The sequence below is a fragment of the Arthrobacter sp. 147(2020) genome, from assembly GCF_013116715.1.
GTDB lineage: Bacteria > Actinomycetota > Actinomycetes > Actinomycetales > Micrococcaceae > Arthrobacter_D.
Genome location: NZ_JABFOM010000026.1, coordinates 1 through 22323, shown reverse-complemented (window position 1 = coordinate 22323; position 22323 = coordinate 1). Strand labels below are relative to the sequence as shown.

The window sequence follows — 22323 nt, the reverse complement described above, 5'->3', positions numbered from 1 at the left end:
GTAGGAGCCAGCACGTAAGAGCTGCCAGCACTCATCGGCGGACAGTGAGGATTTCTGGGGAACGGCGTCGTCGGAAGCCATGACCTAGTCCAGATGCTTGATGCTGTGAAGTGGCGTCACCACGGTGGGACAAGGGAGGTGGTGCAGGACGGCATGGGCCGTTGATCCGAGCAGGAGCCGTCTGAAGCCGCCCCGACCGCGGCTCCCCACCACCAGAAGGGCAGCATTCGCCGCCGCATGCAGCAGCGCGGCCGCTGGTTCCCTGTCGGTTTCCAGCACCTTGCGGACCGCGAGGTCGGGGTAGTCCTCCCCGATGCCCGAAACTGTCTCGGACAAGACCACCCGTTCCTCTTCCTCAAGGGACTGGGTGAGCGTTCGGGGCAGCAGGCCCTCGTCCAACAGATGGTTGGGCGTCTGCAGGGCGTAGACCACCACCAGTTCCTGGCCATCCCGGTCCGCCTCGGCAGCAGCGAAGGCAACCGCCTGGATCGCTTCCTCTGACCCATCAACGCCCACCGCCACTCCCCGCCGTTCCCCAATCTCTTGAGGGCCAATCACAGCTACCGGGCAGTCAGCGGTGGCAGCGATCTGAAGCGCACGGTCGGTGAGGGAGCCACCCAGATGGACGCTGCCCGAGCCGACCACCAACAGCGATGCCTCGCTCGAGTACTGTCCCAACTTACCGGCCACTCCACCTTCAAGGAGCTTGGTGGTGACCTCCACCTGGTGATCCGCCCGGACACGCCGAGCGGTATTCTCCAGCAGTTGCTCGCCGAGTTTCAGGAGATTGTTGGCCCACGGAATGGGCTCTGTCACCCAGCGGTCATCGACAACGTAAAGGATGACCAGGGGAAGTTTGAGGCGCTCCGCCCTGCGCGCAGCCCACCTCACCGCGGCCTGGCTTTGGGCATTGTCCGTGGTGGCCACGGCAATCGGTTTGGACGCATTCATGGCGGGCCTCCAGGTCGGCTGAGTGGGGGGCTTCAGCGTCCCGCACCATCACAGCGTCCCGCACCACCACCAAGAAACCGTAGGGCCGAAAGTCACAAGTATGGCCACCTCGCGGCCCTCGTGATCCGCACCTACTTCAGCAATGCGACGTCCGACACCAGATCGATGTGCGACTGCATCGCCGCAGCGGCCGCTGCCGCGTCCTGCGCACGGATTGCTTCGGCAATGACCCGATGCGACCGCAGGGACTGCTCCGGCCTGCCGGGTTGACCCAGCGACTCAATCCGGGTTTCCAGCACCATCTCCGCGATGAACGCCATCAACTGCCCCAGTACGGGGGAGTGGGCCGCCGCGGTCACCGACTGGTGGAACAGCTCATCCCCGCGCGTCCCCCGGTGCCCGCCGTCGATCTCCGCCGCCATGGCGTCCAACGCGGCATCGATCGCCGCGAGGTCCTCAGGAGTTCGCCGCTCAGCCGCCAGCGCAGCCAGCTTGACCTCCAGCGTGCTACGCGCCTCAGCGATCTCGGGCAGCCGGGACTGGTGTTCACGCAGTTTCCTGATCACCGTCGCCAGAGATGGCCGGTAGACCAGCACCGCGCCCGTCCCATGCTGCACGTCAATGATGCCGAGCACCTCCAGGGCCACCAGTGCCTGCGCCAACGTTGCCCGCGAAACCCCCAGCTGCTCGGCGAGGATGCGTTCGGCCGGCAATAGGTCGCCGGGTCCCAGCTGGGCTTCCTCGATATAGACGAGGATCTGCTCCACCAGCTGCTCATACAGGCGTGGCCGCGGCGCGCGAACCAGTTGCCGTGGATCGGGCGGTGAGTTCATCAGCGGTCCTCATCGTCAACGGGAAAGGTCATGCCAGTGTATGAGCAGATCCGACGAGGACCGCTTCACAATTGACAAATGGATCAGTGTCTAACAGTCTAGTCCAGTGCGCCGGTAACGTGCGTCACATCACACTTTCACCGGCGAAAGAAGACCCATGTCCGTCCCGCTCCTCTCCATCATCATCCTGGCAGCGATGTTCCTGATTGCCACGTTGCTGCCCGTCAACATGGGCGCCCTCGCCTTCGTGGGCGCTTTCCTGCTGGGTGCAGTCTTCCTCGGCATGGAAACCGATGACATCATCGCCAACTTTCCCGGCGGCCTGTTCCTGACCCTGGTCGGCGTCACCTATCTCTTCGCGATCGCCCAAAACAACGGCACGATCGACCTCTTAGTCAACGGAGCGGTCAAACTCGTCCGCAGCCGGGTGGCCCTGATTCCCTGGATCATGTTCATCATCACCGGCGTGATCACTGCCGTCGGCGCGCTCGGCCCCGCGGCCGTGGCGATCATGGCGCCCGTTGCCCTGGGTTTCGCCGCGAAGCACAAGATCAGCCCCCTCCTGATGGGCATGATGGTGGTCCACGGCGCCCAGGCGGGCGGCTTCTCGCCCATCGCCGTCTACGGCGTCATTGTCAACGGCATCGTCGCCGATACAGGTTTCGAGTACAGCCCGATGGCCCTCTTCCTCTCCAGCCTGATCTTCAACTTCCTCATCGCCGTCGTCCTGTTCCTGGTGCTGGGCGGCCGGAAGCTTTTCTCCGCACGGGTTGAGCAGTTCGTCGAAGGCGCAGCCGACGCCCGGATGCGCGCCAGCGTGGGAGCCCGCGCCTCGGGCGCCGACGTCGACTTCCGCGGCACCGGGTCCGGCACCGACTCGCTGAAGGGCAAAGCCAGGTCAGGGAACGACGGCGGCGCTGTCGCCACCGAGTCCAAGCAGACCCTCGCGCAGTACGCCACCATCGCCGGCCTGATCATCCTGGCCGTCGTCGCCCTCGGCTTCAAGGTCGACGTCGGATTCGTCGCCATCACCGTCGCCGTCGCCCTTGCGCTGATCTCGCCGCGGTCCCAGAAGGGTGCTGTCGAGAAGATCAGCTGGTCAACGGTCCTGCTGATCTGCGGCATGCTCACCTTCGTCGGCGTCCTCCAGGAAGCCGGAACCATCGAGTACGTCTCCGACGGCGTCGCCAGCCTGGGTATGCCACTGCTGGCAGCCCTGCTGATCTGCTACATCGGTGCTGTGGTCTCCGCCTTTGCCTCCTCGACCGCGATCCTGGCAGCACTTATCCCGCTGGCGATCCCGTTCCTGGAATCCGGCGAAATCGGTGCGATCGGTGTGATCGCTGCCCTCTCGATCGCCTCCACGGTGGTCGACGTGTCACCGTTCTCCACCAATGGTGCACTGGTGCTCGCCAACGCACCCGAAGGCACCGACCGGGACCGCTTCTACAAGCAGATCCTCGCCTACGGCGGCATCATCGTCGTCGTCGGACCGCTCGTCGCCTGGCTGGTTTTGGTGGTTCCGGGCTGGCTCTAAGCCCTGCCCCGAGACCCTGAACGCCGGAACCGGACACCCCACTGAGAGGAAAGATCACCATGACCACAGCTACCCCCGCCCCCGCAGAGCGCTCCGGCCCACTCGCCGGCACCCTCGTGGTGGACCTCAGCCGCGCCCTGGCCGGCCCGCACGCCGGAATGATGCTGGCCGACCTGGGTGCCCGCGTGATCAAGGTGGAGAACCCCGGTTCCGGCGACGACACCCGCGGCTGGGGCCCACCCTTTGTGGGCCCCGAAGACAACCCCCAGGCGACCTACTTCCTGTCCTGCAACCGGAACAAGGAATCGATCGCCCTGGACCTGAAAAGCGACGACGGCAAAAAGATCCTCACAGCCCTGCTGGAACGGGCCGACGTCGTCGTCGAGAACTTCCGTCCCGGAGTCCTGGACCGGCTGGGGTTCTCCACCGAGGCGATGCATGAGCTCAACCCACGCCTCGTCATCCTCTCGATCACCGGCTTCGGCCACGACGGACCCGAGTCCAGCCGAAGCGGCTACGACCAGATCCTGCAGGGTGAAGCGGGACTGATGTCGCTGACCGGGCCCAGCCCTGACGACCCACAGCGCGTCGGCGTCCCCATCGCCGACCTGCTCTCCGGGATGTACGGCGCGTACGGCGCCCTCGCGGCACTCCTCGAACGGGAGAGGACCGGCAAGGGCCAGGTGGTGCGCACATCGCTGCTTGCTGCGCTGGTCGGCGTCCACGCCTTCCAGGGAACCCGGACCACTGTCGCCGGCGAGGTGCCGCAGGCGCAGGGCAACCACCACCCCTCCATCGCTCCCTACGGCCTTTTCAGCTGCGACGCCGGGAAGGTCCAGATCAGCGTTGGTAGTGAGAAACTGTGGCAGAAGTTCGCCACAACCTTCGGGCTCGACGCCGGCCGCGCCGAGTTCGCCACCAACGGCGACCGGGTGCGGAACCGTGACCAATTGATCAGCGAAATCGAGAAGGCCTTTGCCGCCTACGAATCCGTTCCGTTGCTGGCGAAGCTCAACGAAGCGGGAATCCCGGCGGGCAAGGTCCGCTCACTCGATGAGGTCTACGAGTGGGAGCAGGTCAAGTCGCAGGGACTGCTGATCGACGTCGAGCACCAGTTGTTGGGCAAGGTCAGCCTCCCCGGCCCACCGCTGCGGTTCTTCGACGCCGCCGAGCAGGAGACCACCAACTCCAACCACACCGCCCCACCCCTGCTGGACCAGGACGGCGCCGACATCCGGCGCTGGCTCGACGACGCCCTCGCGAAGGACTCCTAGCGTGACGGCCGCCCAGCCGGTGCGCCACCTGACCGCTGCGGAACTGATCGACGTCGTCCTCGATCCGGGGACCTTCACGTCCTGGGATGAACCGGTCCCCGGCCCGCACCCTGACGAGAAGTATGAAAGGGAACTGCAGGCCGCGCGGGACAAAAGCGGCGCTGACGAGTCGGTGCTCACCGGCGAAGGGCTGATCCGCGGTCGACGGGTAGCGGTGATCGTGTCCGAGTTCCGGTTCCTCGCCGGTTCCATCGGGCTGGCCGCCGCGAACCGGATCGTAGCGGCCATTGAGCGCGCCACCCGGGAGGAACTGCCCCTGCTGGCGGGACCGGCGTCGGGCGGCACCCGGATGCAGGAGGGCACGCTCGCGTTCCTGTCGATGGTGAAAATCTCGGCCGCGGTCCGCACCCACCGCCGGGCCCGGTTGCCCTACCTGGTGTACCTGCGGCACCCCACCACCGGCGGGGTGATGGCCTCCTGGGGATCACTGGGCCACGTCACCGTCGCCGAACCGGGTGCGCTTCTCGGGTTCCTCGGTCCCCGGGTGTACGAGGCGCTGTACGGCGCCCCCTTCCCGGAGAACGTGCAGGTCGCTGAAAACCTGTACGACAAGGGACTTATCGACGCGGTGGTCCCGCCGGAGCTGCTCTCCGAAATCGTCGATCGGGCACTGAACGTGCTTTCCCCGCAGGCCACCGAGCCAGTGGCACCGCCAGCGACTCTCGACGGCGTCCCCGCCGCCGTTGACGCGTGGACCTCCATTGAGATCTCCCGCAACCGTCGCCGCCCGGATCTGCGCCGGTTGCTCGCCTGGGCGGCGCAGGATGTGCTGCCGCTCAATGGCACCGGGCAGGGGGAGAAGGACCCCGGGCTCCAGCTGGCGCTGGCCCGCTTCGGCGACCAGTCCTGCGTGGTCCTGGGCCACAACCGGTCACGATCCACCCCGGAGAGTGCGATGGGTCCTGCCTCGCTCCGGGAGGCACGGCGCGGGATGAAGCTGGCTGAGGAACTCGGCCTGCCCCTCTTGACAGTGATTGATACGGCTGGTGCGGCGCTCTCCAAGGACGCCGAGGAGGGCGGGCTCGCCGGAGAGATTGCGCGCTCGCTCTATGACCTGATCGGGTTGCAGTCGCCGACCGTCTCGGTGCTGCTGGGCCAGGGCGCCGGCGGGGGAGCTCTGGCGCTCCTTCCCGCCGACCGGACCATTGCCGCCCACCACGCCTGGCTTTCGCCGCTGCCGCCCGAAGGTGCGAGCGCCATCATGCACCGGAGCACCGAGTTCGCTCCGGCGCTGTCCGAGGCGCAGGGAGTCAACGTGGCTGCATTGCATGCCAATGGGCTGGTGGACCACATCGTCGACGAGCGCGACGACGCCGCCGAGGAAGCCAGGGCGTTCTGCCTGCGGCTGGGGGCTGCCATCGAGTACGAGCTCGCAGCCCTTGCTGGCACCCCGATGGACGACCTGCTGGTCCGCCGGACCGCCAAGTACCGTGACCTGGGGCCCCGCCTGGCAACCGCCGCGGAATAACGGGGCTGCCTGGGCGGCGCTGAATAACCGGGGCTGGACCCTAGTTCTGGTCCGCCAGCCAGGCGGCATAACTGCCCTCGAGTTCGACGACGTCGTAGCCCGCGTGGCGGAGCGCATTCGCCGCAACCGAGCTGCGGACCCCGCTCTGGCAGTAGGTGACCACTGTGCCTTGCTGGGGAAGCTGGTCGAGATTCCAGAGCACGCGGCCTCCGCTGAGCTGGTACGAGCCGGGAATGTGCCCCGCAGTGTGCTCGCTTCGGGCACGGACGTCGAGCAGCATGGACCGGTCGAACGACTCCAGCTCCGCGGGCGTGACCGTGCGGGGGACGCTGGTCGGCAGGCCGTCCAGTCCCGTGACGTACCCGGCAACACGGTCAATTCCCACCCGGATCAGGTGGTCCCAGATCTCCTGGGCCTGGTCCCGGCCGTCCGCCAGCAGTACCAGCGGGCGGTGATCCCGGTCCGGATCCACCGCCCAGGCGCCGAAGCTGGCGGTGCTTTTGCCTGCGGGAATGTTCAGCGCGCCGATCACCGTGCCCTGATGGACCATCGTGTTGGGGCGGGTGTCGACAAAGCTCAGTTCATCCGCGGCCAGTCCGTGCGCGACGTCGACCGCGTCCAGTTGCTGCAGCGGCGGCCTCGGCCCAAGGAGGGCGGGCCCGTCACGGTTCTCCCGCTTCATCCGGGCGAAGTAGGCGTGGGCGTCCGGCTGTCCATCGAGCAGTTCATCAATGAACCCCTGCTCGTCCCCGGCTGCCAGGTAGGGACCCCACCAGGCGTACAGACGCTCGTACCCCACCGTGGTGGAGGGCACAGCACCCAGGGCCTTGCCGCAGGCACTCCCGGAGCCATGGCCCGGGTGGACCTGCACATAGTCGTCCAGGTGCAGGAACACATCCCTCAGGCTGGCGAACAGTTGCTTCGCCCCGACAAAGCGGGTGTCAACGCCACCGGCCGCCTCATCCAGCAGATCGGGCCGGCCCAGGTCTCCGGCAAAGACGAAGTCGCCCGAGAGCAGGTAGCCCGGCTGGTCGGTGAAAGCGCCGTCGGTGACAAGGAAAGACAGGTGCTCGGGGGTGTGACCCGGGGTATGGAGTGCTTGGACGGTGATATTACCAATCGTGATCGTGTCGCCGTCGTGCAGCAGGTTGGCGTCAAACCCGTACTGCCAGTCAGGTCCACCGTCCCCCGACACATACAGGGCTGCACCGGTGGCGGCGGCGAGCTCCCGGCTTCCGGACAGGTAGTCGGCGTGGATATGGGTTTCGGTGACGGCAACGATGGTCATACCGTTCGCTGTGGCCAGCGACTGGTAGACACCGATGTCCCGGCGCGGATCCACTACCACTGCCTCACCTTTGCGCTGGCAGCCGATGAAGTAGCTGGCCTGGGCAAGGTCTTCGTCGTAAATGCGTTCGATAAGCATGGAATTCTCCTTCGGAGTGATGCGGAGTGATGCGGAGTGATGCGGTGTGATGAGGGGATGAAGATGGGGTTTATGGGGAGAGGAGTAGTGCGACGGCGGAGGTGGCAACCACCCATGCCGCAACGGTAAAGATGAGGATGGCGAACGCGACCCTGAGGATCCGCTCCGGCAGGAGCGCGGCGAGCCGGCTCGCGATCAACGAACCGAGGATGGCTGGAAGGGCGAAGGCCAGGACGAGCGGCCAGTCGATAGTGAAGCCGACGGCGTGGGCGCTGAATCCCGCGGCCGAATTGATGGCGATGATCGCTAGGGAAGATCCCACCGCCTGCTTCAGCCCGAGTCCCAGGAACAGGGTCAACGCGGGGGTGAGCAGGAAACCGCCGCCCACGCCCAGCAGGCCGGTGAGGAAGCCGATCAGCAGGCCGACGGCAAGCGCCTTCGGCGCGCAGGTCCTGAAAGAGCGGCGTGGGCCAGAGCTGCAGGACCCGGCAGTTTCGGTGACCGAGCCGAGCATCCGGATTCCCGCGACCATCATGATTACGGCGAAGAACAGCATGAGGAGGTCCGGGTTCAGCATGGTGCCAACCGCTGCTCCGCCCCAGGCGGCCGGGATGCCGGCTGCCCCGACGAGGGCGACGACCGGCCAGTTGATGCCCGCGCGCAGCCTGGGTAGCAGCGCTGTCACCGAGGCCATCCCCACCACCAGCAGGGAGGTGGGGATGGCTTCGCCGGTACTCATTCCAACGCCATAAACGAGCGCCGGAACGGCGATGATTGATCCGCCCGCTCCCACGAGTCCCAACAGGATCCCGACGGAGAGTCCCAGGCTGAGCGCAGTGATCATGAGGCCAGGGCGGTGGAATCCCGGCGTGGCGGCAGTTGTGCGATGGCCGATTCGCGGGTGGGTTCGTTCTGAGCCCGGTTCCAGGGGAGGGCTGAGAGGGCTGTGCCCATGGCGCAGGTGTTGGTGGCCGCGGAGAAGGTCAGCCCGGCACCGATCACGCCGGCCAGACTGCGGATTTTCGGAGAGAGGAATCGGCCGCCGGTCAGACCCAGTAGCACCAGCGAGCCGGCGGTCAGGCGGACCTGGCGTTCCAGATCCCAGCTGGTCTTACCGCTGACCACCGCACCCCCGCCGGCGGCAAACCCGGCGGTGCCTCCAGCGAGGACGTAGGCGGCGTCGAGCCCTGCGCCATGGAGCCGCTGCCGGGCCTGTTCGGCGCGGGCACCCGACTGGCAGACCAGCACTACCCGGCTGTGGAGGCGAGAAGCGAACTCCCCGGCGTGCTCGGACAGGAGCGGAAGCGGGACGTTGTAGGCGCCGCGGATGTGCTGCGAAGCGAACTCGGCCGCCGAGCGCACGTCGATGACGACGACGTCCTCGTGCTCCTGTTGCCAGACGAGTAGCTGCTGGGCGGTCAGGGACTTGAGAGTGTGGGAAGTGGTGGCCATGGGGCGCTATTTCCTTCAGTTGAGCGTGAAAGGTGGATACCCCACTGAGTATTACAGATACCCAAGGGGGTATGCAAAACACCCCATGGGGTATACTCAGATGACACCCCAACCTGGAGAATCCATGCAACTCGACACCTCAGAGCTGACCCCGGTCATCAATCGGCTAAAGCGCGCCCAGGGGCAGCTCGCTGCCGTGACACGCATGCTCGAGGAGGGTAAGGACTGCAAGGACGTCATTACGCAGTTGGCCGCCGTCTCGAAAGCGCTGGATCGCGCAGGGTTCGCCATCATCGCGACCGGGCTGGAGCAGTGCCTCACCAGCGAGGACGCGACTATGGACAAGAAGCAACTGGAGAAGCTTTTCCTCTCGCTCGCCTAGCGTCGCCTGACTATATCGATTTGATCTCGATGGGAGGTGTCCTGTTGCGGGCTGGAGCTACTGGTGAAATGGTTCGAGTGGTGTGGGGCGCCGCAGAGCTCTCGCGCTGACTGGTTGATTTCGCACCTACTCAGTGGCGAGGTCTCATGGTTCCCAGCAGTATGCACGGCCCTGTTACGCACGGCGTGAGTGATTCCGCCCCGGGTTTCGACCTCTCAGACCTACTGAGGCGTACCGCCGACGGTGACCAAGATGCTTTCGCGTCTGTCTATGCACAAACCTGTAAACGGGTCTATGGCCTGGTGCTCCGGGTGATCAAAAATGCAGCAATCACCGCCGAAGTGGTGCAGGAGGTCTACCTCATGCTGTGGACCACTGCAGGGCAGTTCGATGCAGGCCGGGGCTCACCCCAGAGCTGGATCTTCACCCTCGCCCACCGCCGTGCTGTCGACCGGGTGCGAAGCGAACAGAGCGCGACGGGGCGCGATACGGCCTACAGCCAGCGGGCGGCTGCGGTCAAGGAAGACAGCATCGAGGAGACCGTCCACCACACCCTGATGTCCGAGAGTGTCAGGAAGTGCCTCGCCTCGCTCACCGAGCGCCAGGCGGAAGCCATCAACCTTGCGTACTATGGCGGACTGACCTATGTTGAGGTCGCCGAGACATTGCAGATCAAACTTCCCACCGCCAAGTCGAGAATCCAGGCTGGACTTACCCGGCTGCGGGACGCACTGGAAGCTGACGGCTACGACTCCCACTCACGGTGAGCAGAAAGTGAAGTTCTCTATGGACCCTTACCTGCAGCAGTGGTTCACCCGCCTCGCCGCCGTGAACTCCGGGTTGAGCCTCGATACCGCGTGGGAGGTCTACGCCAGCATCGGGGGCACCTGCGACGTCATCGATTTCAAGGCTTATGTGAGCGGCCTCCTGCAGCTCAGCGACTTCGAACGGGACATGGTCTCGCACGCCATCAATGAGGTTCTCGACGGCGAGCACTCGCCCGTGCGCCGCGCCGCCTACACCACCGACAACATTTCGCTGGCCTCGGGCACCCCGTCCGAGAGTACGTTCGAGAGCCCGACCGACCCGGCGCTGCGGCGGTTGTCCACCGCGGCCGCCTCGCTGTTCCCCTTGAACGACGCCGAAATCCGGCGCCTGCGGTCGCTGCATCTGACCGGTCTGATGGGGTCTTTGCCTGAGGAACGGTTTGACCGGATTACCCGCGAAGCCCGGGAAGCGTTCGGTGTCAGCTCGGCGTCGATCGCACTTATCGGCCAGCACCGCCAGTTCATCAAATCGGTGACGGGTCCCATCGGTGCGAATGTCCCGCGCCGGATTTCCTTCTGCAACCAGACGATTCGCTGCGAGCAGTCGATGGTGGTGCACGACGCCCGCGATGACACCGCGTTCAGAAACAACCCGCTGGTCCGGCTCAAGCCCCACATCAGGTTCTATGCGGGCTACGCCCTGCGCGGTCCTGGCGGCTGGCCCATCGGCACCCTCTGCGTGATCGACGACGCTCCCCGAGGCTTCTCCGCGGCCGACGAACTGACCTTAAAAAGACTGGCCGCCAAGGCCCAGGATGAAATCGAATCGATTCCGTCCTAGGGCCTCAGCGGCCTGTCGCAGCAACGACCTATGAGGCTGGGGTCATCGACATCGGAAGTACGCGCCGCAGGACGTCCGACAGGGTGATCACGCCGATGAACTCACCGTTGTCCATCACCGCAGCGAGCTGCACGCTTGCGCTACGGATCTGGGCGAGGGCTTCATACACGGGCACGTCGGCGTCGAGCAGGAATGCTGGCCCTGCCAGTTCCCTGACCTTTCGTTGCGGGGGCTCAAGGAGCGTGTCCCGCACATGGATGACACCCGGCGCCTCACCTGCGGGGCCCTGTACCAGGATCCGGAGGTGCTTGGAGCGGGCAGCTACTTCCTGCACGTCGGCCACCGACGCGGTGTCAGGGACGACTGTAGCTTTCCCATCCGGCGCGATCAGGGAGCGAACGGTGAGCGTCTCCAGCTCCAGGACGCCCGACAGCTGCGTCTCAAAGGAAGCGTCGAGTGCTCCCGACGCCGCCGAGTGCTCCACCAGGTGACGGATGGAACCCGCGTCGAGCCCGCCCACGGCCGCGCGGTTGACCGGGGTGACACCGCTCGCGGCCACGAGCCGGTTGGCAATGGCGTTGACCCAAACCAGCAGGGGGCGCACCAACCAGATGAAGCCACGGGAGGGCAGCCCAATCAGTTTGGCCGAACGCTCCGGGTGGGCAATCGCCCAGGACTTGGGGGCCATCTCGCCCACCACCAGGTGGAGGAACGTGACGAAGAGCAGGGACAGCGCGAACGCGGTTCCTCCCGCGATGCCGGCAGGCACCCCCCACGATCCGAGGACCGGTCCCAGCCAGGCGTCGACAGCCGGTTTGGTGATTGCTCCCAGGGCGAAGGTACACGCCGTGATACCCAACTGGGCTCCGGCGAGCATGATGGTCAGTTCGTTGATGCCGCGCAAAGCCGCGCGGGCTGATCGGTTGTTGGCGGCCTCGGCTTCCAGACGGTAACGCCGTGCGCCCAGCAGGGCGAACTCGATCACCACGAAGAAGGCACTGAGGACGATGAGCAGTGCGGTCACCAGGGTTACGGTCAATGGGTCAGTCATCGGGTCTCATCCTCACTGGCGTCAGCCTGGGCGTCGGTGCGGCGTTCGGCACGCTCACCGGCGTCGGCGTTCTCGGGGGTTACCTCGATTAGACGCACGAGCAGCTCGCTCGGTACGTGGCGTGCGACGTCGAGGACTTCGACGTCGAGCACCCGCCGTACCGGTTCGTCCTCCACCACATCGCGGGGATCATCGGGCAGCACCACCGTCACGGTTTCGCCGATGACCGGCAGCTGCCCGCGGGCGGCAATCAGCACTCCGGAAATGGTCTCGTAATCACCCTCGGGCAGGTCATGCCCGATGGCACGCTCCACCTCGTCGACGTGAACATCGCCGCTCATCCGCCACGTGTTGTCTTCCTCGGTCTCGATCGTGGGAGGCGCTTCGTCGTCGTGCTCGTCGGTCAGTTCACCGACCAGCTCCTCGGCGAGGTCCTCAACGGTAATGACGCCGGTGAAGCCGCCGTACTCGTCGATGACGCAGGCGAGTTCGTTGCGGGAGTTCATCAGCTGCTCCAGCGCGTCGGGGAGTGACATCAACGCGGGCAGGACGAGCGGTGGGTGCATCACTGTGGTGACCAGTGCGTCGTCGCGCACGCTCGCGGGCAGAATGTCCGCAAGCTGCACGACGCCTAGGGGCTCCTCGGTTTCCGATACCACCGGGTAACGGGTGTGGGCATCGGCCATCAGGATGCGTACCTGGCCGACTGTTGCCAGGAGCCCCACGGTGCCGACCTGCGAGCGAGGGATCATCGCGTGCTCGATGTCCCGGTCCGGGAAGTCGAGGATGCGGTCGATCAGCATCGACAATTCTTCCGGCAGGTCGCCACTCCGGCGGGAGTCCGCGACAATCCGGTCGAGGTCCTCCGCCGTGGCGGTGGTGTCGACGTCGTGCACCGGTTCAACGCGCACCAGCTTGAGCAGCGCGTTGGCCGAGTGGTCAAAAATGGTGATCAGCCAGCCGAAGGTGGCGAGGTAGATCGTGGTGGATCGGGCCAGTCCGCGGGCCATTGGCTCGGGATTGGCGATGGCCAGGTTCTTCGGGTACAGCTCGCCGAAGATCATCTGCACTACCGCAGCGATGACCAGTGCCAGCACGGTACCGATTGAGATGCCGAGCGCCATGGGCACTCCGGCACCGCCGAGGAAGATACCCAGCGATTCGCCGACCAGCGGTTCAGCGACGTAACCAATCAGGAGGCCGGTAACGGTGATACCCAGTTGGGCGCCGGACAGCATGAAGGACGTCCGTTTGGTGACCTTCAGGGCGCGTTGGGCAGCCACGTCGCCGGCTTCGGCGCTGGCAGCCAGCTTGTTCCGGTCGACCGACATGTAGGCGAATTCCTGGGCCACGAAATAGCCATTGGCGGCGATGATGGCGAGGATGATGATGATGCCGAGCAGAAGCGTCAGCAGGGTGATGGTCATGATGCGGACCCCCCGCGGCTGGCCGGTGAATACTCACGGCAGCGATGTAGCTCAGGATTTAGAGTGAAAGAACAACAATGACTGGGGTCATCAGAGGACCCCGGTTTCGTACGCAGTTAGACCAGCACCTTTAGCAGTCTTGGGACATTGACAATCTTCACTATACCGAGGGTCCGGCAAAACTCAGTAACCTTGCTACACATGTGCGCCATTCGACTGGGTGCCTGCTCCGGTTGAGAATTGAACAATGAGTGACGCCGGGGAGTTCATCGATGCCGGACTGCAGCGTGAGGCATCGTGGGAGCGGGCAGCGGATTCTGGCGCCGATGGCCTGCGGCGGTATGGCTCTTCGGTGGGTGCGGTGCGTGGCACCGTCCGTGATGCCTTCCGCCGCTACCGGGGGATGGAGCACGACGCCGTGCTCGCCCTCAGCTCGGAGCTCTGGGCGATCCCGGTCTTCGAACGTCGGCTCGCGGCAGTAGTCGTCCTGCAGACGAAACTTCCGCTGTTGGTGGCCACCGACCTGACCCGGCTGGAGGGATTCCTTCGCGGGGCCGGAACACGCGAGCTGGTTGACCCGCTCGCGCACGATGTGGTTGGTCCGCTGATCGCGGGACTTTCGCACCGGGATGCCGATCGGGCGGCGTCCATTCTTGCCCGGTGGGCGGCCGACGTCGACCCTTGGCTTGGCCGCGCGGCGGAACTGTCAGGGGTGCGGACGCGCTAGCCTTCACGGCCATCCGATGTCCAACACGTCTAGACTGGTTCTTCGCTGGCGACCGGTTGGTCGCCCGCACCTCCATCGCAGTCAAGCAAAGGTGCTCAGTCATGCCAGGCTCTTACTACCGCTCCCTGGGCGAGGGTAGCTTCGAATCAACCATCCATGCGCAGGGTGCCTGGAACCCGAAGGAGCAGCACATGGCTCCGGCTGCGGGTCTGCTGGCGCACTGCCTCGAAGAGTGCAGCCCGCGCCCCGACCTGCGGATGGCTCGGCTCAGCTTCGATATTCTCGGCATGATTCCGGGCGGGACGTTCGATGTGATCGCGAAGGTTATCCGGCCCGGCAAAACCATCGAACTGCTCGAAGCAGAGATGATCTCCGGTGGGAGGACAGTGATTCGTGCGAAGGCCTGGCGCCTGGCGAAGGCGGACAGCTCGGCGGTGGCCGCTATCGAAGACGAGTCGATGCCTGGACCCGAGCAGGCGGGACCGTTTGCGGAAATGACCGCCTGGCCGGGTGGCTACATCGAATCGCTGGAGTTCAGGGTTGTCGAGGGACACCGCCCGGGCCGGGGACGGGTCTGGCTCCGGACACCCCAGCAGATGGTCGACGGCATTGAGACAGCCGACCTGGTCCGGCTGATCGGACTAATTGATACCGCCAACGGGGTCTCCGCCCGGGTACCTCCCGGCCCGGGAAGCTGGATGTTCCCCAACCTTGATCTGCAGGTCCACCTGTACCGGGAGCCGGCGGGCGAATGGCTAGGGCTGGAAACCAGCGTCAGCTTCGGAACCGACGGGATCGGGTTGACCTCGGCAGTGCTTCACGACACCGCCGGGCCGTTCGGGCGGGCCGAGCAGATCCTCACCATCAGGAAGCTGTAGTCCCGGGGTGTACCGGTGCAACTAGGGTGGAAGAAGAACACCCGCAATCAATTCCCCTAGGAGCACCCCCATGGAATACCGGAAGCTAGGCAACAGTGGCGCGGCAGTCTCGGCGTACGCACTCGGCACCATGACCTTTGGGGCGGAGGCTGACGAAGCGACCTCCCACCAGATTATGAGCGCCTACGCGGCGGCCGGCGGCAACTTCATCGATACTGCCGACGTGTACACAGCCGGCGCGTCCGAGAAAATCATCGGTTCCTGGCTGGCGAAGAACCCTACGGAGCGCGACCAGATGGTCATCGCCTCCAAGGGACGGTTCCCGATGGGTGACGGTGTGAACGACATTGGTCTGTCACGTCGCCACCTGCGCCGCGCGCTCGATGACTCGCTCGCACGGTTGGGGGTCGACCACATCGACCTCTACCAGGTGCATTCGTGGGATCCCCAGACCCCACTCGAGGAAACCCTCGGTTTCCTTGAGGACTCAATCCGCAGCGGCAAGATCGGCTACTACGGTTTCTCCAACTACACCGGCTGGCAGCTGACCAAAGCGGTCTGGCTGGCCAAGGCCCACGGCTGGAACGCCCCCGTCACCCTGCAGCCCCAGTACAGCCTGCTGGTGCGTGAAATCGAGTCGGAGATCGTTCCCGCAGCCCTCGACGCCGGTATGGGACTGCTGCCCTGGTCGCCGCTCGGCGGCGGTTGGCTGACCGGAAAGTACAAGCGGGACACCTCGCCGACCGGGGAAACCCGGCTGGGTGAGAACCCCGAGAGAGGCATGGAGGCGTGGAAGGAACGCAACTCCAAGGAACGCACCTGGCGCATCATCGACACCGTCGTGGACATCGCCGGGTCGCGGGGCATCACCGCGTCCCAGGTTGCCCTCGCCTGGGTGGCGCAGCAGCCAGCCGTCACCTCAGTGATCCTCGGGGCGCGGAACACCGAGCAGCTTACCGATAACCTCGGAGCCGACGCCGTGACCCTCACCGCAGAGGAGATCGACCGGCTCAGCACCATCAGCGCTCCCGAGGTTTCCGACTACCCCTACGGCGTACCTGGGCAGGAACAGCGCAGCCGCAAGATCGACGGCGGACGCTAACCAAGGGTCTTCCGGCACGACCACGGAATTCCGGAGCGGGCACGCTCGTTGAGAAACAGTAGGTGCCCGCCCCGGGTGCTGTGAAAGGAAGGCCAGCATCATGGCAAAGGCAATGTGGAACGACGTCGTCATCGCGGAGTCGGACGAGACAGTGATGGTCGAGGGAAACCACTACTTCCCCCGTGAATCGGTCAAGGCCGAATACCTCAGCGACAGTGCAATGACCACTGTGTGCCCGTGGAAGGGCACCGCCAACTACCTGTCGATCACAGTAGACGGCGACACGAACGACGACGCCGCCTGGACCTACCTGGAACCGAAGTCGGCCGCCGGGAACATCCGCGGCCATGTGGCTTTCTGGCGCGGGGTCACGGTTACCGACTGATCCCGGCTTTTCTCCCGGTACGACGGTCGATGCGCCGGATCGTTGCGTAGGCGGCAGCGCAAATGCCCGCAGTCAGGAAGGTGCCCCAGATGGTGTCGATCAGCAGCATCTGGGCTGGCCAGTCGCGGAGGGTGGCGGCGTTGGTGAAGCCGTAGGTGCCGTACGCGGCAAAACCGAGGACGGCACCGGAGATCGCTGCCTCCCGCAGGCTGCCGCGCTCCAGCGCGGGGCGGACGGCGAGCCAACACGCTGACGCTGAGTACGCGAGGTAGAACACCACCGCGTAGCCCAACGAGGTGTCCTCGGCCATCAGAGGCCCGATCCAGCCCCGGTACATTCCCGCCATGACCAGCAGCCAGGGGATGTCGAACAGCAGAAAAAACCCCGCGACCACCGCTGCGTTCCGGATAAACCTGATCATGCGAACACCAGGTAGGTGACAAGGGTGATCAGTGCGGTCAACGCGGTGCCCCACGCCAGATCGACGATGATGAGGAGAGCGGGCCACCGTTTGAGGGTCGACGCGTTGGTTAGGTCGTACGTCGCATAGGCGAAGAACCCAAGGGCCCCACCGTAGCCGAGTGCTGCCAGCCAGGATCCGGTGGCCAGAGCCGGTTGGACTGCGAACATCACAATCCCGGCTATATAGATTAGGTAGAACGCAGCCGCGTAGAGAAAATTGGGTTTGTCGGCGAGCTGGTCGCCCAGCTGACCCCGGTAGAACTTGCTCATCGATTTGAGCCACACGGCGTCCAGCAGCAGGAACGTTGCTGCGGCAACCAGAAACTGCAGGAAGACCATGGACAGGAGCCTAACCTAGATGAGCGGTATCGAGCTGTCCCTGGTGCGCGGCGCCGCCTCAGCGGGGGCCGCCGACGATCTGGCAGCGGGGATCACCCTCCTCCGGGCCGTCGCCGCGGGAAACCAGCCCGCCACGCTCCGGCTCTACCGGCCCCAGCCCACCCTGGCGTTCGGACAGCGGGACACCCGGCTGTCCGGGTTCCCCGCCGCGGAGGCCGCCGCCCGGGAACGCGGGTTTGAGCCGCTGGTCCGGCGGGCGGGAGGGCGTGCGGCCGCCTACCATCAGGGCTGCCTGGTGATCGATCATGTGGAGCCGCAGACCGACGCTGTCGCCGGGTCACGCGCACGCTTCTCCGGATTCGGTGACCTGCTGGCTGACGCGCTGAAATCCGTTGGCGTCGCAGCGGGCGTCGGGGAGATCCCGGGGGAGTACTGTCCCGGTGAATACAGCGTCCACGGCACCGGCACTGCCGGGCAGCTCAAACTGGTGGGCACCGCCCAGCGGGTGGTTGCGGGTGCGTGGTTGTTTTCGTCGGTGGTGGTGGTTGAGGATTCGGCGCCGATCCGTGAGGTGCTGACGTCGTCGTACGCGGCGATGGGACTCGACTGGGACCCGGCAACCGCTGGGGCGGTGGAGGACCTGGTTCCTGGGGTGACGGTCGGGAGGGTGGAGGACGCGGTTGTGGACGCCTACCGGCGAAGCGGTTACTGGCTTACCGTTCCCACGTCCACCGCTTTCACTTCCGCACCGGTGCAGCCCGGCGTATCCTGACTGCCAGAATTCCCTCAGACCGTAGGAGGCGAGGATGACGGCGCCACCCACCACCGTGCGCAGGTCGGTCATGCTGGTGGTCGCCCACCCCGACGACGACGCCTACGGTGTTGCCGGAACCGTGGCGTTGCACTCATCGGATTCTGGTTTCCGGTTTGTCCTGGTCCATGCCACTGACGGGTCGGGTGGTGACATCCCCCCGGGCTTCCCGGCTACCCGGGAGTCGCTGGGGGCGGTCCGCCGGGGCGAGTGCCGGAACGCCTGGCGTGCCCTGGGCCGGGTCCCCGACCGTCATATCTGGCTCGACTATCAGGACGGGTCAGTGGCCGACGTTCCGGACGGGGAGTTGGTCAACCGGATCGCTGCCCTCCTTCAGGAGGAACGCCCCGATGTGGTGGCAACTTTCGGGCCGGAGGGGATCACCGGGCACCCTGACCACATCGCGGTCGGCCGGGCCACCGACGCCGCCTTTCACCGGGTTCGCGCCGACGGCGGTCCCGGGTTCGCGCCGACGGCGGTCCCGGGTTGCGGCGACTGCTGCACGGGGCGCTGAAGGCATCCACCTTCGAGCGGTGGAACGCCGCGCGCGTCCGGACGGGCAGGGACGCCGGGGACCCGAACCGGGTCTACCACCTGCGGGGCGTGCCCGATGAGACGGTCGCAGATGAGGTCGACACCAGCCCGGTGGCCGACCGGATTGTGGCCGGGTTGTCGCAGCACCGCAGCCAGTTGCATGTGATCACCGATCCCACCCGGAGCGCCGCAGACTGGCGACGCACCGTCGGCCGCGAGTGCTACGTCATGGCCTGGCCGCCCCGGACCGCCGGGGACCCGCTCCTGCACGACATCTTCGAGGCGCTGTAGCTACGACGAAGCGCTGTAGACAGTCCTGACGCGGACTGCCCCGCAGCCTGGCGGGGCTACGGGGCAGTCGTCGTCGTACTGGTGGAGCATCGTGCCTAGTGGCCGCGTGCGATCCATTCGTCGAGGGATGGTGCTTCAGCGCCGACCGTCGTCGAGTCGCCGTGTCCGGGACGCACCACCGTGTCAGCCGGCAGGGTGAGCAGGCGGTTGCGGATCGATTCGATGATGGTCGGGAAGTCGCTGAAGGACCGGCCGGTGGCCCCGGGACCGCCCTGGAACAGGGTGTCGCCGGTGAAGACCGTCCCGGCCTCCTCAAGGTAGAAACTCACCGAACCGGGGGAGTGCCCCGGGGTGTGCAGCGCTTTGAGGGTAACGCCAGCAACCGTGAACTCGTCGCCGTCGTTGATGTCCTGGTCCGGCGCCGGATCAGGGTACACCTGGTCCCACAGCATCCGGTCCGCCGGGTGCAGGTGAATGGGTGCCCGGACGGCGTCGTACACGGCGCCGACCGCACGGATGTGGTCATCGTGGCCGTGGGTCAGCAGGATGGCCCGGACCTGACGGCCGTTGACCTGCTCGACGACGGCGTCCGCGTTGTGCGCCGGGTCGATGATGATGCACTCGGTGTCGTCGCCGATGATCCAGACGTTGTTGTCCACGTCCCAGGTCCCGCCGTCCAGCGAGAAGGTTCCGCTGGTGAGCAGGTGCTCCACGCGTGCAGCCATCAGAGTTCCACCACCGAGCGCAGGACCGAGCCGTCGTGCATCTTGTCGAACGCGGCCTCCACCTGATCAAGTTTGATGCGTTCGGTGACGAACGCGTCGAGGTCGAGGTTGCCCTGCTGGTAGTGGCTCACCAGCATAGGGAAGTCCCGGGACGGCAGGCAGTCGCCGTACCAGGAGGACTTCAGTGAGCCGCCCCGCCCGAACACGTCCAGCAGTGGCAGTTCCAGCACCATGTCGGGGGTGGGAACCCCGACCAGCACCACAGTGCCGGCAAGGTCGCGGGCGTAGAACGCCTGCTTGTAGGTTTCGGGGCGGCCGACGGCGTCGATCACCACGTTGGCTCCGTTGCCGTCGGTGAGGGCACGGATGGCTTCGACGGCGTCCTGGTCCTTGGAATTGACCGTGTGGGTAGCGCCCAGCTTCCGAGTAGCTTCGAGCTTCCGGTCGTCGATGTCGACAGCGATGATGGTCGTCGCCCCAGCCAGCTTGGCGCCGGCAATGGCGGCGCTACCTACGCCGCCGCAACCGATGACCGCTACGGAGTCGCCGAGACGGACGTTGCCGGTGTTGATGGCTGCACCAATGCCAGCCATGATGCCGCAGCCAAGCAGGCCGACAGCTGCGGCATCCGCTTCGGGATCCACCTTGGTGCACTGGCCGGCAGCGACGAGGGTCTTCTCTGCGAACGCGCCGATTCCGAGTGCGGGTGAGAGCTCGGTGCCGTCCTCAAGGGTCATCTTCTGGGTGGCGTTGTGGGTGTTGAAGCAGTACTGGGCTTCGCCACGGCGGCAGGCGCGGCATTCGCCGCAGACAGCACGCCAGTTCAGGATGACGCGGTCGCCGGCCTTGACCTGCGTAACATCCGGGCCGACGGCGCTGACCACGCCGGTTGCTTCGTGCCCAAGGAGGAACGGGTAATCGTCGCTGATCCCGCCCTGTTTGTAGTGCAGATCGGTGTGGCAGACGCCGCAGGTGAGGATGTCAACCAGCGCTTCACCCGGTCCGGGATCTGGCACCAGGATGGTTTCGATCGTCGCTGGTGAGTTTTTTTCCCTGACAATGACAGCTTGGACTCTATGAGCCATTTTTACACGGTCCTTTCGGTTGCGTACCGGGCGTTGACTCAAGCATAGGCACGGACACGGACAGTGACTCAATCAGGTGATCTTCACCCCACTCCGGCCTGAGAGGATCGCTGGATTGCACTGGACTGAATTGGCTCGTTGATCCCCTACAATTCTTCTACTGCGAGCGGAAATCCGCTGCCAACCTGGGGGAACACATCATGAAATCTAATGTCGTAGCGTCGTGCGTGCTTGGAGCAGCGCTGCTCCTTACCGGCTGCAGCGCGAACGCCACCATCGAGCCTCAACCCGGACAAGCTGGCACCACAGCTTCCCCGCAGCCGAGCGAGACTTCTGCTTCGGCGACGGCAACTGCAGCCCCGATAGCAGGGACCATCAGTAAGGCGGAACTTGAGACCCACCTTGCTGGATTGACGGATGGTCTTGATGCTCCTTTACAGATAGTGCCCCTGGAGGATTCCGAGGCTGGAATGGAGGCCGCTGAAGAGGCGATGGAGGGGCGCGGTCATTGAGCCCGTCGAATGCGGGGAAAAGATGGTTAACAACATGGCCCAAGCCCGAGGCAAAGCTACCGGTGGGGTAATGGGAATGGGCCAAGCCGACCCATTCGGCAGTGTTCTTTTACTTGTCGTACTCGGTGGTTCTGACGATGAGGCACTCAGGCAGAGTTTCGATCTGGATCGCGGCTATCTGGATCAATGCTCACCAATGACCGTTACCGTGGGGGAAACGATAGTCACCCTCGTCTCCGAGGAACTGCCGCAGGATCTGGTAGGTGAAGAGTCCTACGCACTCCTTGCCACCGAGACGAGTGGAGCAGGGCAGACGACCTACACGATGGCTGTTACTGCACGCAGCAACGGTTTGATGGCGTCCGCGCAGTCTGTAGGCAGCTCCGAACCGGATGGGATACTGCAGGACAAACTGGCGGAACTAGCTGCTCAGGCGCTTGAGCCAGCTGGTCCGTAAGTATTGCGAGGTTACAGTGCCCCCAGATCTGGCAACTGCCTCTCCGGCCGTAGTCTCCGCGGATACGACGAGGCTGGAATGGGCGTGGCGCTCTCCGGCTGCGCGGGCCGCCGGGCGCGACTGTACTCGAGCCAGCAGTCATCGATGAGGCGGACCGGATCATCGTGACGACCCCTGTCGAGTCCCTGTCGAATTGACAGGCAGACCTGTCAGGGCAACGATCTGGTGCCACTCACCGTTGACCTTGGGGAGCCGGTCGGGGACAGCAAACAGGTGGACGGAGCGTGCCTGGTGATTGACGCGGTGGCCGCAGGCTACGGCGAGTACGACGCCGTGCGCTGGACGCTGGAAGGGCCTTCTGTGAGGGGAAGGTCATCTTCGCCGTAGCACAGGCCCGAAGTGTACCTTCGCCGTAGCACAGGCCCGAAGTGTGCTGGGCGCTAGGAAAATTTCTTGAGTTCATTTCTTTTCCTACATTCATCCACCCCAAGAATGTCAGTGGCGGGTGATGTGATGGAGGTATGAAGCGGCAGGAGAACGCAGATG

The 22323-nt window shown here is 65.2% G+C and carries 27 protein-coding genes; 16 read left to right on the top strand and 11 right to left on the bottom strand.

From position 1 onward, the window contains the following. Positions 1–84: 84 nt before the first annotated feature. Both HMI58_RS14515 and HMI58_RS14510 read right to left on the bottom strand, forming a co-directional pair. A complete protein-coding gene (locus HMI58_RS14515) occupies positions 85–951 on the bottom strand; it encodes a universal stress protein (RefSeq protein WP_171620742.1) in 867 nt (288 codons plus the stop codon). 131 nt (positions 952–1082) lie between these two features. Continuing rightward, complete coding sequence (locus HMI58_RS14510) at positions 1083–1784, bottom strand: FCD domain-containing protein (RefSeq protein WP_171620740.1); 702 nt, start codon at positions 1782–1784, stop codon at positions 1083–1085. A gap of 157 nt (positions 1785–1941) precedes the next feature. Here HMI58_RS14510 and HMI58_RS14505 point away from each other — a divergent pair, with 157 nt between their 5' ends. The 3 genes from HMI58_RS14505 to HMI58_RS14495 are packed head-to-tail and all read left to right on the top strand — an operon-like array spanning position 1942 to position 6123. Then, positions 1942–3321, top strand: a complete 1380-nt coding sequence (locus HMI58_RS14505) for an SLC13 family permease (protein WP_171620738.1) — start codon at positions 1942–1944, stop codon at positions 3319–3321. Between the two features lie 59 nt (positions 3322–3380). Next, positions 3381–4595, top strand: coding sequence for a CoA transferase (locus HMI58_RS14500; protein WP_171620736.1), 1215 nt, complete (start codon positions 3381–3383; stop codon positions 4593–4595). A 1-nt stretch (position 4596) separates the two neighbouring features. Next, entirely contained in the window at positions 4597–6123 is a 1527-nt protein-coding gene (locus HMI58_RS14495) for a carboxyl transferase domain-containing protein (protein WP_171620734.1), read from the top strand. A 40-nt stretch (positions 6124–6163) separates the two neighbouring features. Here HMI58_RS14495 and HMI58_RS14490 read toward each other — a convergent pair whose 3' ends face one another. The 3 genes from HMI58_RS14490 to HMI58_RS14480 form a co-directional block, all read right to left on the bottom strand. After that, the gene (locus HMI58_RS14490) at positions 6164–7549 is read right to left on the bottom strand and encodes an MBL fold metallo-hydrolase (protein WP_171620732.1); all 1386 of its coding nucleotides are present in this window, start codon (positions 7547–7549) and stop codon (positions 6164–6166) included. Positions 7550–7619: 70 nt separating this feature from the next. Next, positions 7620–8393 (bottom strand): sulfite exporter TauE/SafE family protein, encoded by a 774-nt coding sequence (locus tag HMI58_RS14485; protein WP_171620730.1) that lies wholly within the window; start codon positions 8391–8393, stop codon positions 7620–7622. Then, positions 8390–9001 carry a rhodanese-like domain-containing protein gene (locus tag HMI58_RS14480; RefSeq protein ID WP_171620728.1) on the bottom strand — a complete coding sequence of 204 codons (612 nt, stop codon included), beginning with the start codon at positions 8999–9001 and terminating at the stop codon, positions 8390–8392. Before HMI58_RS14480 ends, HMI58_RS14485 begins: the two co-directional genes overlap by 4 nt. 124 nt (positions 9002–9125) lie before the next feature. On the opposite strand from HMI58_RS14480, the gene HMI58_RS14475 reads away from it, so the two are divergent. The 3 genes from HMI58_RS14475 to HMI58_RS14995 all read left to right on the top strand — a co-directional run bounded on the left by HMI58_RS14475 (position 9126) and on the right by HMI58_RS14995 (position 10991). After that, positions 9126–9383 (top strand): metal-sensitive transcriptional regulator, encoded by a 258-nt coding sequence (locus HMI58_RS14475; protein ID WP_171586978.1) that lies wholly within the window; start codon positions 9126–9128, stop codon positions 9381–9383. 185 nt (positions 9384–9568) lie between these two features. After that, a complete protein-coding gene (gene sigK / locus HMI58_RS14470) occupies positions 9569–10150 on the top strand; it encodes an ECF RNA polymerase sigma factor SigK (RefSeq protein WP_318779232.1) in 582 nt (193 codons plus the stop codon). 7 nt (positions 10151–10157) lie between these two features. Further along, positions 10158–10991 carry a GAF domain-containing protein gene (locus HMI58_RS14995; protein WP_171620724.1) on the top strand — a complete coding sequence of 278 codons (834 nt, stop codon included), beginning with the start codon at positions 10158–10160 and terminating at the stop codon, positions 10989–10991. Between the two features lie 28 nt (positions 10992–11019). On the opposite strand, the gene HMI58_RS14460 is transcribed toward HMI58_RS14995, so the two are convergent. Further along, the gene (locus HMI58_RS14460; protein ID WP_171620722.1) at positions 11020–12042 is read right to left on the bottom strand and encodes a hemolysin family protein; all 1023 of its coding nucleotides are present in this window, start codon (positions 12040–12042) and stop codon (positions 11020–11022) included. Continuing rightward, positions 12039–13469, bottom strand: coding sequence for a hemolysin family protein (locus tag HMI58_RS14455; protein WP_171620720.1), 1431 nt, complete (start codon positions 13467–13469; stop codon positions 12039–12041). Before HMI58_RS14455 ends, HMI58_RS14460 begins: the two co-directional genes overlap by 4 nt. A gap of 247 nt (positions 13470–13716) precedes the next feature. Here HMI58_RS14455 and HMI58_RS14450 point away from each other — a divergent pair, with 247 nt between their 5' ends. From HMI58_RS14450 to HMI58_RS14435, 4 genes are all read left to right on the top strand, one after another. Beyond that, positions 13717–14196 (top strand): DNA alkylation repair protein, encoded by a 480-nt coding sequence (locus tag HMI58_RS14450; RefSeq protein ID WP_171620718.1) that lies wholly within the window; start codon positions 13717–13719, stop codon positions 14194–14196. Positions 14197–14297: 101 nt separating this feature from the next. Next, positions 14298–15074, top strand: a complete 777-nt coding sequence (locus HMI58_RS14445; protein WP_171620716.1) for a thioesterase family protein — start codon at positions 14298–14300, stop codon at positions 15072–15074. A 70-nt stretch (positions 15075–15144) separates the two neighbouring features. After that, positions 15145–16176: an aldo/keto reductase gene (locus HMI58_RS14440; RefSeq protein ID WP_171620715.1), complete on the top strand. Its 1032-nt coding sequence runs from the start codon at positions 15145–15147 to the stop codon at positions 16174–16176. 100 nt (positions 16177–16276) lie between these two features. Next, a complete protein-coding gene (locus HMI58_RS14435) occupies positions 16277–16561 on the top strand; it encodes a DUF427 domain-containing protein (protein ID WP_171586970.1) in 285 nt (94 codons plus the stop codon). Here the strand turns inward: HMI58_RS14435 and HMI58_RS14430 are convergent. Together HMI58_RS14430 and HMI58_RS14425 are read right to left on the bottom strand one after the other, a co-directional pair. Continuing rightward, a complete protein-coding gene (locus tag HMI58_RS14430; protein WP_171620713.1) occupies positions 16551–16982 on the bottom strand; it encodes a DUF2177 family protein in 432 nt (143 codons plus the stop codon). The genes HMI58_RS14435 and HMI58_RS14430 overlap by 11 nt on opposite strands. Further along, complete coding sequence (locus HMI58_RS14425; RefSeq protein WP_171620711.1) at positions 16979–17362, bottom strand: DUF2177 family protein; 384 nt, start codon at positions 17360–17362, stop codon at positions 16979–16981. The genes HMI58_RS14430 and HMI58_RS14425 overlap by 4 nt, the downstream gene beginning before the upstream one ends. A 19-nt stretch (positions 17363–17381) precedes the next feature. On the opposite strand from HMI58_RS14425, the gene HMI58_RS14420 reads away from it, so the two are divergent. Genes HMI58_RS14420 through HMI58_RS14410 form a run of 3 tightly spaced genes read left to right on the top strand, consistent with a single transcriptional unit; the run spans position 17382 to position 18998 of the window. Continuing rightward, positions 17382–18134 (top strand): lipoate--protein ligase family protein, encoded by a 753-nt coding sequence (locus HMI58_RS14420; RefSeq protein ID WP_171620709.1) that lies wholly within the window; start codon positions 17382–17384, stop codon positions 18132–18134. A gap of 34 nt (positions 18135–18168) precedes the next feature. Further along, a complete protein-coding gene (locus HMI58_RS14415) occupies positions 18169–18687 on the top strand; it encodes a PIG-L family deacetylase (protein WP_171620707.1) in 519 nt (172 codons plus the stop codon). Then, positions 18660–18998, top strand: coding sequence for a hypothetical protein (locus HMI58_RS14410; protein ID WP_171620705.1), 339 nt, complete (start codon positions 18660–18662; stop codon positions 18996–18998). Before HMI58_RS14415 ends, HMI58_RS14410 begins: the two co-directional genes overlap by 28 nt. Before the next feature lie 95 nt (positions 18999–19093). Here HMI58_RS14410 and HMI58_RS14405 read toward each other — a convergent pair whose 3' ends face one another. Together HMI58_RS14405 and HMI58_RS14400 are read right to left on the bottom strand one after the other, a co-directional pair. After that, complete coding sequence (locus HMI58_RS14405; RefSeq protein ID WP_171586964.1) at positions 19094–19723, bottom strand: MBL fold metallo-hydrolase; 630 nt, start codon at positions 19721–19723, stop codon at positions 19094–19096. Beyond that, positions 19723–20808, bottom strand: coding sequence for an S-(hydroxymethyl)mycothiol dehydrogenase (locus tag HMI58_RS14400; RefSeq protein WP_171586962.1), 1086 nt, complete (start codon positions 20806–20808; stop codon positions 19723–19725). The genes HMI58_RS14405 and HMI58_RS14400 overlap by 1 nt, the downstream gene beginning before the upstream one ends. 200 nt (positions 20809–21008) lie before the next feature. Between HMI58_RS14400 and HMI58_RS14395 the strand changes: the two genes are divergently transcribed. The 3 genes from HMI58_RS14395 (at position 21009) to HMI58_RS14385 (ending at position 22164) form a co-directional block, all read left to right on the top strand. Beyond that, complete coding sequence (locus HMI58_RS14395) at positions 21009–21320, top strand: hypothetical protein (protein WP_171620703.1); 312 nt, start codon at positions 21009–21011, stop codon at positions 21318–21320. A gap of 76 nt (positions 21321–21396) precedes the next feature. Further along, complete coding sequence (locus tag HMI58_RS14390; RefSeq protein ID WP_171620701.1) at positions 21397–21777, top strand: hypothetical protein; 381 nt, start codon at positions 21397–21399, stop codon at positions 21775–21777. Between the two features lie 225 nt (positions 21778–22002). Continuing rightward, the gene (locus HMI58_RS14385) at positions 22003–22164 is read left to right on the top strand and encodes a hypothetical protein (protein ID WP_171620699.1); all 162 of its coding nucleotides are present in this window, start codon (positions 22003–22005) and stop codon (positions 22162–22164) included. Positions 22165–22323 lie beyond the last annotated feature (159 nt).

Bases quoted from the DNA above. Each gene is read 5' to 3' on its own strand.
- HMI58_RS14445 (WP_171620716.1), top strand. From the start codon at position 14,298: ATGCCAGGCTCTTACTACCGCTCCCTGGGCGAGGGTAGCTTCGAATCA.
- HMI58_RS14490 (WP_171620732.1), bottom strand. From the start codon at position 7,549: ATGCTTATCGAACGCATTTACGACGAAGACCTTGCCCAGGCCAGCTAC.
- HMI58_RS14405 (WP_171586964.1), bottom strand. From the start codon at position 19,723: ATGGCTGCACGCGTGGAGCACCTGCTCACCAGCGGAACCTTCTCGCTG.
- HMI58_RS14430 (WP_171620713.1), bottom strand. From the start codon at position 16,982: ATGATCAGGTTTATCCGGAACGCAGCGGTGGTCGCGGGGTTTTTTCTG.
- HMI58_RS14505 (WP_171620738.1), top strand. From the start codon at position 1,942: ATGTCCGTCCCGCTCCTCTCCATCATCATCCTGGCAGCGATGTTCCTG.
- HMI58_RS14485 (WP_171620730.1), bottom strand. From the start codon at position 8,393: ATGATCACTGCGCTCAGCCTGGGACTCTCCGTCGGGATCCTGTTGGGA.
- HMI58_RS14415 (WP_171620707.1), top strand. From the start codon at position 18,169: ATGACGGCGCCACCCACCACCGTGCGCAGGTCGGTCATGCTGGTGGTC.
- HMI58_RS14500 (WP_171620736.1), top strand. From the start codon at position 3,381: ATGACCACAGCTACCCCCGCCCCCGCAGAGCGCTCCGGCCCACTCGCC.
- HMI58_RS14510 (WP_171620740.1), bottom strand. From the start codon at position 1,784: ATGAACTCACCGCCCGATCCACGGCAACTGGTTCGCGCGCCGCGGCCA.
- HMI58_RS14450 (WP_171620718.1), top strand. From the start codon at position 13,717: ATGAGTGACGCCGGGGAGTTCATCGATGCCGGACTGCAGCGTGAGGCA.
- HMI58_RS14440 (WP_171620715.1), top strand. From the start codon at position 15,145: ATGGAATACCGGAAGCTAGGCAACAGTGGCGCGGCAGTCTCGGCGTAC.
- HMI58_RS14390 (WP_171620701.1), top strand. From the start codon at position 21,397: ATGGGCCAAGCCGACCCATTCGGCAGTGTTCTTTTACTTGTCGTACTC.
- HMI58_RS14475 (WP_171586978.1), top strand. From the start codon at position 9,126: ATGCAACTCGACACCTCAGAGCTGACCCCGGTCATCAATCGGCTAAAG.
- HMI58_RS14395 (WP_171620703.1), top strand. From the start codon at position 21,009: ATGAAATCTAATGTCGTAGCGTCGTGCGTGCTTGGAGCAGCGCTGCTC.
- HMI58_RS14435 (WP_171586970.1), top strand. From the start codon at position 16,277: ATGGCAAAGGCAATGTGGAACGACGTCGTCATCGCGGAGTCGGACGAG.
- HMI58_RS14455 (WP_171620720.1), bottom strand. From the start codon at position 13,469: ATGACCATCACCCTGCTGACGCTTCTGCTCGGCATCATCATCATCCTC.
- HMI58_RS14515 (WP_171620742.1), bottom strand. From the start codon at position 951: ATGAATGCGTCCAAACCGATTGCCGTGGCCACCACGGACAATGCCCAA.
- HMI58_RS14460 (WP_171620722.1), bottom strand. From the start codon at position 12,042: ATGACTGACCCATTGACCGTAACCCTGGTGACCGCACTGCTCATCGTC.
- HMI58_RS14480 (WP_171620728.1), bottom strand. From the start codon at position 9,001: ATGGCCACCACTTCCCACACTCTCAAGTCCCTGACCGCCCAGCAGCTA.
- HMI58_RS14400 (WP_171586962.1), bottom strand. From the start codon at position 20,808: ATGGCTCATAGAGTCCAAGCTGTCATTGTCAGGGAAAAAAACTCACCA.
- HMI58_RS14425 (WP_171620711.1), bottom strand. From the start codon at position 17,362: ATGGTCTTCCTGCAGTTTCTGGTTGCCGCAGCAACGTTCCTGCTGCTG.
- HMI58_RS14420 (WP_171620709.1), top strand. From the start codon at position 17,382: ATGAGCGGTATCGAGCTGTCCCTGGTGCGCGGCGCCGCCTCAGCGGGG.